The 11,448-nt window shown below is 64.0% G+C and carries 12 protein-coding genes; 7 read left to right on the forward strand and 5 right to left on the reverse strand.

Features of this window, described 5'->3' with window-relative positions; genetic code table 11:
* Window positions 1–247: 247 nt before the first annotated feature.
* A complete protein-coding gene (locus tag FJ434_RS19585; RefSeq protein WP_140749778.1) occupies window positions 248–1,018 on the reverse strand; it encodes a type 1 glutamine amidotransferase domain-containing protein in 771 nt (256 codons plus the stop codon).
* Window positions 1,019–1,057: 39 nt separating this feature from the next.
* Between FJ434_RS19585 and FJ434_RS19590 the strand changes: the two genes are divergently transcribed.
* A complete protein-coding gene (locus FJ434_RS19590; protein ID WP_246678317.1) occupies window positions 1,058–1,489 on the forward strand; it encodes a helix-turn-helix domain-containing protein in 432 nt (143 codons plus the stop codon).
* On the opposite strand, the gene FJ434_RS19595 is transcribed toward FJ434_RS19590, so the two are convergent.
* Window positions 1,486–2,133 carry a cysteine hydrolase gene (locus FJ434_RS19595; protein WP_140749776.1) on the reverse strand — a complete coding sequence of 216 codons (648 nt, stop codon included), beginning with the start codon at window positions 2,131–2,133 and terminating at the stop codon, window positions 1,486–1,488. The two genes, FJ434_RS19590 and FJ434_RS19595, sit on opposite strands and share 4 nt — an antisense overlap.
* Window positions 2,130–2,462: a hypothetical protein gene (locus FJ434_RS19600; RefSeq protein ID WP_140749773.1), complete on the reverse strand. Its 333-nt coding sequence runs from the start codon at window positions 2,460–2,462 to the stop codon at window positions 2,130–2,132. The genes FJ434_RS19595 and FJ434_RS19600 overlap by 4 nt, the downstream gene beginning before the upstream one ends.
* 280 nt (window positions 2,463–2,742) lie before the next feature.
* On the opposite strand from FJ434_RS19600, the gene FJ434_RS19605 reads away from it, so the two are divergent.
* The 3 genes from FJ434_RS19605 (at window position 2,743) to FJ434_RS19615 (ending at window position 6,410) form a co-directional block, all read left to right on the forward strand.
* A complete protein-coding gene (locus FJ434_RS19605) occupies window positions 2,743–4,185 on the forward strand; it encodes a pyridoxal-phosphate dependent enzyme (RefSeq protein ID WP_140749770.1) in 1,443 nt (480 codons plus the stop codon).
* A complete protein-coding gene (locus FJ434_RS19610; protein WP_140749767.1) occupies window positions 4,182–5,351 on the forward strand; it encodes a PLP-dependent aspartate aminotransferase family protein in 1,170 nt (389 codons plus the stop codon). The genes FJ434_RS19605 and FJ434_RS19610 overlap by 4 nt, the downstream gene beginning before the upstream one ends.
* Window positions 5,352–5,444: 93 nt before the next feature.
* Window positions 5,445–6,410 carry a GlxA family transcriptional regulator gene (locus tag FJ434_RS19615; protein ID WP_140507162.1) on the forward strand — a complete coding sequence of 322 codons (966 nt, stop codon included), beginning with the start codon at window positions 5,445–5,447 and terminating at the stop codon, window positions 6,408–6,410.
* A gap of 51 nt (window positions 6,411–6,461) precedes the next feature.
* Here FJ434_RS19615 and FJ434_RS19620 read toward each other — a convergent pair whose 3' ends face one another.
* Window positions 6,462–6,749 (reverse strand): hypothetical protein, encoded by a 288-nt coding sequence (locus FJ434_RS19620; protein ID WP_140507164.1) that lies wholly within the window; start codon window positions 6,747–6,749, stop codon window positions 6,462–6,464.
* Between the two features lie 499 nt (window positions 6,750–7,248).
* Here FJ434_RS19620 and FJ434_RS19625 point away from each other — a divergent pair, with 499 nt between their 5' ends.
* From FJ434_RS19625 to FJ434_RS19635, 3 genes are all read left to right on the forward strand, one after another.
* On the forward strand, window positions 7,249–8,553 hold the full coding sequence (locus FJ434_RS19625) for a Xaa-Pro peptidase family protein (protein WP_140715780.1): 1,305 nt from the start codon (window positions 7,249–7,251) through the stop codon (window positions 8,551–8,553).
* 352 nt (window positions 8,554–8,905) lie between these two features.
* Window positions 8,906–9,586, forward strand: coding sequence for an isochorismatase family protein (locus FJ434_RS19630; protein WP_140749764.1), 681 nt, complete (start codon window positions 8,906–8,908; stop codon window positions 9,584–9,586).
* An 18-nt stretch (window positions 9,587–9,604) separates the two neighbouring features.
* A complete protein-coding gene (locus tag FJ434_RS19635; protein ID WP_140749761.1) occupies window positions 9,605–10,552 on the forward strand; it encodes an alpha/beta hydrolase in 948 nt (315 codons plus the stop codon).
* Between the two features lie 22 nt (window positions 10,553–10,574).
* Here the strand turns inward: FJ434_RS19635 and dnaQ are convergent, their stop codons facing one another.
* Window positions 10,575–11,303, reverse strand: coding sequence for a DNA polymerase III subunit epsilon (dnaQ, locus tag FJ434_RS19640; protein WP_140715786.1), 729 nt, complete (start codon window positions 11,301–11,303; stop codon window positions 10,575–10,577).
* Between the last annotated feature and the right edge of the window lie 145 nt (window positions 11,304–11,448).

The following is an 11,448-nucleotide window of genomic DNA, read 5'->3' on the forward strand; positions in this document are numbered from 1 at the left end:
TTCGACTGGATTTCCCCCCCGAAATGCCGACATCGCGCCCCCCAGGTTGCGATTTCAAGCTGGCCATGGGCTACCCCACGAAAAAGAATGGCCGGTGCGGGGATGCTTGGGTTGAAAGCGGGTCGCACCGGCCATTGCGGGTTAGGCTTCGATTTGGGATCGTCTCCCGCATGACCAAGCTATATGTATATTAGCTATTGCTCAACTAAGACTGAAGTCCCTTCCGCTGTCCGCCGGACGAGACGGTTCAGCCGCCCAATACCTCACGCACGGCGCGCGCGGTCTCGGCGCCGGAAAAGTTCTGCTGGCCGGTGATCAGGTTGCCGTCGCGCACTGCAAAGGCGCGCCACAGGCCGGCCTGGATGTAGTTGGCGCCGATCGCCTTGAGCTCATCCTCGATCCGCCATGGCATCAAATGTTTTCCGCGCTCCAGCGCGTCCATCCGCCAGGTCGCATTGTCGGCAAAATCCTCCTCGATATTGGCGAACCCGGTCACCGTCTTGCCGGCGGTGAGCAGCGATCCATCGGCGCGCCTAGCATAGCGCAGCAGCGCCGTGCCATGGCAAAGAGCTGCCGCCACCTTGCCCGCTTCATGGAAGGCAACGAAGGTTCGCTGCAGCGTTTCCGCCCGGTCATAGGTGAACATCGGAGCCTGGCCGCCGGCGACGACGATCGCGTCGAAACTGTCGAGCTCGATCTCCGCCACCGGCCTTGTGTTGTCGACCAGGCTCGCCAGTTTCGGGCTCGAGATGAAGCCGAGCGAGATGAGGTCGGTTTCGGAATAGCCCGAGGGATCGCGCGGATCGCTCAGCGCGTCGGCCTCGCATCTGCCGCCATCGGGCGAGAAGATCTCGACATCATAACCACGCTCGGTGAAAGCGAACCACGGGTGCGTCAGCTCGCTCCACCAAAAGCCGACCGGCCAGCCGGTCGTGGTCGAGACGGCTGGATTGGCGATGACGATCGCCACGGGTTTCGGCTTGCGCGCATTGACCGAATTGGCGTCCCGTACACTCATCGTAGCTCTCCTCTATGAAGCTGTCGCCGATAAAGCCTGATGCTGCAATCTGGCCATATGGCCGGGCAAAATCTGCTTCCGTCGCCGCCGGGCGTTGCCTACGATGGCGGCATGGCGCAACGCGGAAGACTTTACGGCTGTCCGGTCGAGTTCGCGCTCGACGCACTCGGCGGCAAATGGAAGACGGTGATCCTGGCCCGGATCAAGCAAGGACCGCTGCGCTATTCCGAGTTGCGCCGATCGATCCCCTCGCTTTCCGACAAGATGCTGACGCAGCGCCTTGCCGATCTCGTCGAGATCGGGTTTGTCGCGCTGGAAGCGTCGCCGGACGGAAAGGGACGCTATGTCTTGATCGAGCGTGGCCGCGATCTGGCCGCGGCGCTTGAGGCGCTCTATGACTGGGGCAATGTGCACGGGCGCGCGGACGGCGTCCGCTTCCGCACCGATATCGAGACCCGACAAGGCGCCTAGCTCCCGGCGCCAAGCGCACCGCGGAAACCCGCGACATCGGTGATGACAGCCTCGCCGAGGAAGCCAAGCGTGGCCATCGAGCGGTCGCGGGCCTGCCGGTTGCCGAAGCCGCAGGCATCCTCGATCACCACGGCCACAAAACCATTGTCGGTCGCCTGGCGAACGGTCGGCTCGATGCCGATCTCCATCGCCACGCCGGCGAGCGCGATGGCGCGGATACCGCAATCGCGCAAGGCAAAGCTCAACGCCGTGGAATCGAAGGCCGACATGGTCAGCTTGTCGAACACCGCCTCGTCGGCGCGTGGCGCGAGTTCGGTAACGATCTCCGTTGCCTCGGCATCGCGCGGGAACCAGGGCTCGACCGTATCGGGACTGTCGCGCCGCTGCCAGGCCATTGCGGTGCGCAGCTGGGTGGCGCCCATCCACTTGCACGGCAAGGAGAGATGGCGCGTGAACGCCACCCGCATGCCGGCCGAGCGGGCGGCTTCGAGGACGCTGCCGGTGGCCTCGACAATGTCGGCCGCGCCGGCGATCTGGCGGCAGATGCCGACCTGCATGTCGTAGACCACCAGCGCCGTGCGGCGCGGATTGCACCACTCCGCCAGGCTGGTCGGTATCTCTATCCCTTCGTTCGACCGGATCATGCCGCCGACCGGTCCCACGGCTTGGCGATGTCGACCGTTGGATCGAAGAGGTATTCGAGCGGCAACGGCGCGGAATCGAAGGCAAGAAAATGCCATTCCAGCAGCCCGGCCTTCGACAGCGGGAAGTCGTCGGTGTAGTTTCTGGCTTGTTCGACAGTGTCGAGCTCGAAAACGATGATAACGCCGCCGACATCGGCGCGCGCATAGTTTTCGCGCACAATGCCCGCCTTCCACAGCCGCCAGACATTCGAGACTTCATCGCGCAGATAGGGCTTCAAGTCGTCGAGGGTGACGCCGGGTTTGAAGTTGTCATAGGCGAGGATCTTCATCGGCCGTCTCCTTGTGCTGGTATGGCGTATGTTCGGCTAGCATGGCGAAATCGGCGGCTTCAACGAACGAGATGGTTCGTTGAACGGGCCTGAGGGCGCGGCGCTTGGGCGTTAAGGGGGGCGCCGTCCCGCCGGCGTCTCGATCCGGCATCGCACCGCTTCGCCCTGATGGGCCGCTGGAATTTCATTCCCCGTCTGGCCGCCGGATTGGCACGATCTATCTTCTTTCCAACTGCGATCGGCTGGAAAAGACGCTAGGTTGATCCATGGAGGCTCCGACATGAACGAGCACAGAAAAGCCACTGCCGACAGCGCCCCGTCGGACACCGCAACATCCCGCCTGCGCCCGCCCTATGCGTCGGTGCTCGATCTCATTGGCCAGACGCCCATCGTCGAGCTGACCAAGTTCGACACGGGAAAATGCCGGCTGTTCATCAAGCTCGAGAGCCAGAATCCGGGCGGCTCGATCAAGGACCGCATAGCGCTGTCGATGATCGCGGCGGCCGAGAAGGATGGCAGGCTGAAGCCCGGCGGCTCCATCGTCGAGGCGACCGCCGGCAATACCGGCCTTGGCCTCGCCCAGGTCGGCATCCCCAAGGGCTACCGCATCATCCTGGTGGTTCCAGACAAGATGTCGCGCGAAAAGATCCAGCATCTGCGCGCGCTCGGCGCCGAAGTGCACATGACGCGCTCCGATGTCGGCAAGGGTCATGCCGAATATTACCAGGACATGGCGGAGAAGATCGCTGCTGAACTGCCCGGCGCCTTCTATGCCAACCAGTTCGCCAACCCGGCCAACCCGCTGGCGCATGAGACGACCACCGGCCCGGAGATTTTCGCGCAGCTTGACGGTGATGTCGACGCGGTGGTGGTCGGCGTCGGCTCGGGCGGCACGCTGACCGGGCTTGGCCGCTTTTTCGCCAAGGCGTCGCCGAAGACGGAGATGGTACTGGCCGATCCGGTCGGCTCGGTGCTGGCGCCGCTGATCAAGACCGGCAAGATGGAAGAGGCGGGAAGCTGGACCGTCGAAGGCATCGGTGAGGATTTCGTGCCGCCCAACGCCGACTTGTCGCTGGTCAGGAAAGCCTATTCCATCACGGACAAGCAGAGCATGCTGGCCGTGCGGGATCTGTTGTCCCGGGAAGGCATCCTGGCCGGCTCTTCCTCCGGCACGCTGCTGTCGACGGCCTTGCGCTATTGCCGCGAACAGACGATGCCCAAGCGCGTCGTCACCTTCGTCTGCGACAGCGGCAACAAGTACCTGTCAAAAGTGTTCGACGATTTCTGGCTGGCCGAGCAGGGGCTGGCCGAACACGAGCAGCATGGCGACCTGCGCGACCTCGTCATGCGCACCCACCGCACCGGCGATACGGTCTATGTCGGCCCGGACGAAAGCCTGCTCAACGCCTATGGCCGCATGCGCCGCTCCGACGTCTCGCAACTGCCGGTGCTCGACAATGGCAAGCTGGTCGGCATCGTCGACGAAAGCGACATCCTGGCCCATGTCGACGGGCCCTATGACAGACGCTGGGAGCGCTTCAGCGGCCCGGTGAGAACGGCCATGACCTCCAACCTGCACACGCTGCAGGCCAGCCAGACGCTGGACGCGCTGCTGCCGGTGTTCGACCGCAACGAGGTCGCTATCATCTTCGACGGCGACGAGTTCGTCGGCCTGATTACCCGTATCGACCTGATCAACCATCTGAGGCGCCGCGCAAAATGACCACATCCGGCAAGAACCGTCTGGCCTTCTCCACCCGCACCATCCATGGCGGCCAGAGCCACGATCCGCTGACAGGTGCTGTGATGGTGCCGATCTACGCCACCTCGACCTACGGCCAGCAATCGCCCGGCGTGCACAAGGGGTTCGAATATGCCCGCAGCCAGAACCCGACGCGCTTCGCCTTCGAGCGCGCCGTGGCGGACCTGGAAAGCGGCTCGGCAGCCTTCGCTTTTGCTTCCGGCCTGGCGTCGATCGCCACCGTGCTGGAACTGCTCGATTCCGGCGCCCATATCGTCGCCACCGACGACATCTATGGCGGCTCGTTCCGGCTGATGGAGCGGGTGCGCAAGCGCTCGGCCAATCTGCAGGTGAGCTTCGTCGACTTCACCGACCTTGCGGCGGTCGAGGCGGCGATCCGGCCGGAGACCAAGATGCTGTGGGTCGAGACGCCGACCAATCCACTGCTGCGCATCGTCGACCTCGAAGGCGTCGCGGCGCTCGCCAGGCGCAAGGGGATATTGTCGGTCGCCGACAACACCTTCTGCAGCCCCTATATCCAGCGGCCGCTGGAGCTCGGCATCGACATCGTGGTCCACTCGACGACCAAATATCTGAACGGCCATTCCGACATGGTCGGCGGTGTCGCTGTCGTCGGCGACAACAAGGATCTCGCCGACCGGCTGAAATTCCTGCAGAACGCCATCGGCGCCATATCGGGTCCGTTCGACAGTTTCCTGGCGCTGCGCGGTTTGAAGACCCTGGCGCTCAGGATGGAGCGCCATTGCGCCAACGGCCTGAAAATCGCGCAATGGCTGGAAGCCCGCAGGGATGTGCGCCGCGTCATCTATCCCGGCCTTGCCAGCCATCCGCAGCACGCCATAGCAGTCCAGCAGATGCATGCCTTCGGCGGCATGATATCAGCGGTGCTCGATCGCGATCTTGCCGGCACGAAGCGCTTCCTCGAACGCACGCAGCTGTTCACGCTGGCCGAAAGCCTCGGCGGGGTGGAGAGCCTGATCGAACACCCGGCGCTGATGACGCATGGCTCGATCCCCGCCGGGAAGCGGGCGGAGATCGGCATATCGGATTCGCTGGTGCGGTTGTCGGCGGGCATCGAGGACGGCGATGATCTTATCGCGGACCTGGATCAGGCACTGGAGGGCTGAGTGGCTCCGCTGAGGCTATAGTAGAAGCTGGCGCCGCCAACGTTTCGGATAGGCAATTGACCCCAACCGCCATTCGCCCGAGATGTAGCGCCCATGGCCACGCGCGAACCACCCACAGACGCACCCCTCACCTTCGCGGTGCTGGTGTTCCCCGGCTTTCCGATGATGGCGTTCAGCTCCGTCATCGAGCCGCTGCGCGCCGCCAACATACTGGCGAAGCGGGAATGCTACCGCTGGATCATCGTCGGGGCGACGCAGGATCCGGTCGAGGCTTCCAATGGCGTCGTCATCCAGCCGGGGTTTTACGCCGAGGCCGCACCCAAGGTCGACCGCATCGTGGTCTGCTCGGGAGGCGATGCCGATCACCTCGTGGCGGAGGACGCGGCGAGCTGGATCCGCCGCAGCCTGCGCGCCGGCGCCCATATCGGCGCGGTGGCGGACGCGGCGTTCTTCCTGGCGCGCGCGGGCCTGCTCGACGGCCATGCCTGCACCTTGCACTGGACCAGCCAGGCGGCCTTCACCGAAGCCTTCCCCAACATCGAGCTTAGACGCGACCTCTATGTCATCGACCGCAAGCGCTTCACTTCGGCCGGCGGCGTCGGCAGCCTCGACATGATGCTGGAGATCATCACCCGTGACTACGGCGCCGAGCTGGCCGCCGGCGTCGCCGAGTGGTTCGTGCACAGTCCCTTGCGATCGAGCGTCGACCGCAAGCTGATGCCGCTGCGCCTGCGTACCGGGGTGCAAAACGAGCTTGTGCTGTCCGCCATCGCCATCATGGAGGATGCGGTGGAGGAACGGCTCGGCATGGCGGAGCTGACCGCGCGGCTTGGCGTGTCGTCCGACAAGCTCGAACGCAGCTTCCGCTCCGAACTCGCCATCTCGCCCAACGGCTACTACCGGCGGCTCCGGTTGAAGCGCGCCGCCGACCTGCTGGCGCATTCGACATTGGCCGTGCGCGACGTGGCGCTGGCCTGCGGCTTTGCCTCGATGTCGAGCTTTGCCCGGGCGTTTCGCGAGGAGCATGGGCATCCGCCGAAGCTGGCGAGGAGGCATTAGGGCTAGAACTCAACCTGCTGGTTGTAGCCAACGGGGCGGAGAGGGGTTCGCTTAGTTCTCGACGACAAAGGTGCCGTCTGTGTCTTGGTAGACGAACAACTCGACGGCATCGTGTTTTTGGCGGTCGATCGAAATCGCGACGAAGTCATCCCCACCCAAGTGGAGCGTAATCCTTTCATCGGTGGATGTAACGCGTTCGATACACGAACCGCCGGCTTCGTCACTCAAGCGCAGCGACACTTCTGTATAAACGGTAAGCCCAGTGCCGTCGGAGAAAAGAACGCTGATCCCGAACCCCGGCTCGCTCCTCTCAACGGAGCGGATCGATTTGCCGATCATTCTTTCTCTGAAGGTTTGCACAGCACTCTTCCCGATCTGTTGTTAGCGGATAACAGGATCAATTGGTGGCAGGCGAACGTTGGCTCGGGTAATCATCCATTGGACCACTTCAACAGGCACTTCAGCCTGATATAAGTTATGGTCATCTTCCCATCGACATCTGAGAGGAAAATCTCACCGACTATGTGATTTTCTTGGTCAACAAGCTCCAGATACATGCCATCACGTTGGACATCGCTGCCAATAGTGGCTTCATAGCTTCGTCCGGCCAATTCAATTATGCAACCAGTATCCGCGAATGATGCATGGCCCGCAATGGGCGGTTAGCAGTAGTTCAATCGATGGCCGCCAGCTAAAGATCGAACTCAATCGTTTGGTTGATGATTCTGGCCTAAGGTGTAGCGGCATTCCGCACAACCCACGCGGTTTTCCGCACAATCCCTCCGCGCCTGCTGCGCCATGGTCACGCCTTGCAACCCACCCCAGGCCAGGCACCCCCATGAGCATCGTCGTATTCGACCCCGACAGCACCGAGGACGTCGACTTCAAGGACCGCATGCGCCACCCGGCCGCCGCCGATCCGGCGGGCGGCATGTGGCTGTCGGATACGGAACCGTCCTTCATCGATGCCGACGCCTTGCGCAAAGGCCGACTGGCGAAACTGCGCGGCTGGATGCGCGAGGCCGGCTATGGCGGCGTGGTGCTGTTCGACCCCTATAACCAGCGTTATGCCACCGGCTCGCGCAACATGTTCGGCTACTTCCTGCGCAACTCGACCCGCTATTTCTTCATTCCGGCCGACGGGCCGATCGTGCTGTTCGAATATCCGCAGAGCTACCATGTCTCCATGGTGCTCGACACGATCGACGAGGCGCGGCCTTCCAAGCTTGTCTGGTCTTCCGTGTCGGGCCGCGACGACGAAACCGCCGGTCCGTTCGCCGACGAGATCGCCGAGCTGTTGAAGAGGCATGGCGGCGGCTCGATGAAGCTCGGGCTCGACCGCTGCAGCCATCTGCAGGCCCTGGCGCTTGAAAAGCGCGGCTGCGAGGTTCGGGATTGCCAGGGCGAGATTTTGGCCGTGCGCGCGGTGAAGACGCCTGAGGAGGTGAAATGCCTGCAGGTGTCGATGGCCGGCGCCGAGGCTGCGGTCTATGCGGTGCGCGAGGCGATCAAGCCCGGCGTTTCCGAAAACGAGCTGTTCGCCATCATGTATGGCGAGGTTATCCGCCAGGGCGGCGAGTTCATCGAGACCCGGCTGCTGACCTCGGGCCAGCGCACCAATCCGTGGTTCAACGAGGCCAGCGGCCGCAAGATCAGGCCCGGCGAGTTGCTGGCGCTCGATACCGACACGATCGGCTGCTATGGCTATTACTCGGACTTCTCGCGTACCTTCCGCTGCGGGCCGGGCAAGCCGACCCCCTATCAGAAGTCGCTCTACCGCATGGCGCACGACCAGGTTCAGCACAACATTTCGATCGTCAAACCCGGCATGGCCTTCCGCGAAATCGCCGAGAAGGCGTGGAAGATTCCGGACCGCTTCGTCGACCAGCGCTACACCTCGGTCATGCATGGCGTCGGCATGCATGGCGAGACACCGTTCATCGCGCATGCCATGGATTACGAGACCTATGGCCGCGACGGCCATATCGTGCCAGGCATGGTGGTGAGCGTGGAAAGCTATATTGGCGAGAAGGGCGGCCGCGAGGGCGTCAAGCTGGAGGACGAGATCCTGATCACCGACACCGGCACCGAGCTTCTGTCGCGCTTCCCCTACGAGGACGAGTTTTTGGAGAAAGAGGTTTGACCTCCGCTGCCGCACTCGGTGACGTCGCCTTTTCGGGTGGCGCAAACGCCCATCGCTTCGTCATCCTAGGGAGGAGCAAGGCGCGCGGCGACGCGGCACAGACCTCTGGAGCTGCTCCGCAGCCCAAGGGATCCATGCCGGGACTGCCGAGCGTCGCAACGGTCCATATTCTGCCCCGCTCCGCCCTCTGGCCAGCGTCACGGCATGGATCCCTTGGGCTGCGGAGCAGCTCCAGGGGTCTCCGCGACGGAGCTTCGCTCCTGCTTCGCCCCGTGGATGACGAGGAGCCGCCGGTCAATCGCCACCGGCTGCGCCAACTCGCGTTGGCCGACCGCTGCCCAGGCGCATCCGCATGAAAGCCCCTATCTCGATCAAGCGCGGCACGGTGGCCGCCATCTTCATCGACCTGCAGGAAGAGCACCGGCAGGACCCGCGCTATCTCATCGAGGACTACGAAAACATCCTCGCCAATGTGCAGCGCCTGCAGGCGACGGCGCGGCAGAACCATGTGCCGCTTCAGCACTGGGCCTATATTGTCGATCTCGACAACCAGGACCGGCCCTTTCATCCGGTCGGCGAAGACGGCAAGTCGGCCTTTTCCGACAAGAGCGACCCGCTGACCGAAATCTGCCGCGAGGTGGCGCCGGCGGATGGCGAGGCGCTGCTGATCAAGGCGGAGGCCAGCGCCTTCCGCTCCGGTCCGGCGGGCGCCCGGCTCAAGGCTTCCGGCATCGAATGGCTGGTCATCGCTGGCGTGTGGACCGAGGCCTGCATCGACGCGTCGGTCAAGGACGCGGTGGCGAAGGGCTTTCGCGTGCTGCTGGTCAAGGATGCCTGCGGCAGCGGCAGCGCGGCCATGCACCAGACCGGCATCCTCAACCTTGCCAATCGGCTCTATGGCGGCGCCGTCACCGACACCGACGGCGCCTGCCGGCTGCTGGCCGGCGAGACGGTCACCGTCTGGCAGGTCCAGGGCTCCGTACCCCTGCGCTTCACCTTTGAAAACGCCGCCCGCCTCTATGCCGAGCTTTGACGTGCCCCTCGGAGTGAAATGACCAGCCGCGGCAAATACGGACCTTGGCTCGATCCGGCACTTTGGGCCTATATCGACAGCATCAACGCTTGGTATCCGCCCGAAATCGCCGGCCTGCCGGTCGAAAAGCAGCGCGCGGTCTATGCCAGGATGTGCCGGGCTTTCCACCAGCGCCGTCCACCCGGGGTCAAGGCCAGCGACAGCCTGATCGCCGCTTCGAAGAATGGCATCCCGGTCCGCCGCTACCAGCTCGCCGGCGCGGCGCCGCGTGCGAGGGTGCTCTATTTCCACGGCGGCGGCTTCATCCTCGGCGGGCTCGAAAGCCATGACGACATCTGCGCCGAAATCTGCGCCGGCACCGGCTTCGACGTGCTGTCGGTCGATTACCGGCTCGCACCCGAGCACCTTCACCCCGCCGCCTTCGACGATGCGCTGGCGGCTTTCGAATGGGCGGCTGCAAGCGATCTGCCGCTCGTACTCTGCGGCGAAAGTGCCGGCGGCAACCTGGCGGCGGCGGTGGCACAGGCCATGCGTCACCATCCGCGCGCCGCGATCGGCCAGGTGCTGATCTATCCCGATCTCGGCGGCAACGAGGCGATGGACTCCTATGTCGAACACGCTGACGCGCCGCTGCTGTCGACAGGCGATGCCGCCTTCTACCGCGACGTCAGGTCAGCCAGGAAGCAATCGCCCGACGATCCGACCTTCTCGCCGTTGCGCGACCGCGATTTCTCCGGCCTGCCGCCTACGGTGATCATCACGGCGGAGTGCGATCCGCTATCGTCGGACGGCGAGGCCTATCGCGACCGTATCCTGGACGCCGGCGGCAAGGCCTGGTGGGATGAGGAACCCCGCCTCGTGCACAGTTTCCTGCGCGCCCGCACGACCGTGCCGGCGGCGGCGGAAGCCTTTGCGCGCATCGTCGCGGCGGTCGCCGCGCTGGGCCGGGGGGAGTGGCCCTACTGAGGCCGCTCGCCGGACGGTTTTTTTATGAGGACAGCGCCTGGGCTGCTTCCTGGGGGGAGGCTTTCAGCCACAGCGCCTTGTCGCCGAGCGTTGCAACCATGGCTGCATGCGCCGCGCGCTCTGCTTCAGTGAGACGCGGCAGCAGTGGCGCCGGCCGTTCGGCGACGATGATCTCGATCTGGCGGACGTTGTCGCCGCCCCGCGCCGGTGCGCTTGCGCTGTCGAGGATCAGCGCCGCCTGCTTGCCGCCGATCAGTTCGATATAGACCTCTGCCAGCAATTCGGAATCGAGCAGGGCGCCGTGCTTGGTGCGCTTCGTGTTGTCGATGCCGTAGCGCCGGCACAGCGCGTCGAGCGAATTGGGACCCATCGGGTGCTTGCGGCGCGCCAGGGCCAGCGTGTCGACGACAAGCCCGTTGTCGACAGGGGGGTGGCCGAGCCGGCCGAATTCGACATTGAGGAAGCCGATATCGAACGTGGCGTTGTGGGCGACCAGCTTGGCGCCTTCCGTGAATTTCAGCCATTCCTCGGCAATTTCGGCGAAGCTCGGCTTGCCCGCGAGGTCAGCCGCGCTGATGCCGTGCACGGACTGCGCCTCGGCGTGGATCGCGCGGCCTTGCGGGTTGATATAGTGATGGAAGGTCCTGCCGGTCGGAAAACGATTGACCAACTCGACGCCGCCAAGCTCGATCACGCGGTCGTCGCGCGAATCGAGGCCGGTGGTTTCCGTATCGAAAATAATCTCACGCATCGAATCAGGTCGCTCCTGGGAGCAGAATCGTCAGACCGGAACAAAATGGCAATGGGCAATGCCTCTTTTCCTTCTCCCCTTGTGAGGCCTTTGCACGGAACCGGGTTGGTGATTCCGTGCGTAAGGAATGAAGAGGGATGATTCG

Source organism: Mesorhizobium sp. B2-5-13 (genome assembly GCF_006440535.1).
In the GTDB taxonomy this organism is placed as follows: Bacteria; Pseudomonadota; Alphaproteobacteria; order Rhizobiales; family Rhizobiaceae; genus Mesorhizobium; species Mesorhizobium salmacidum.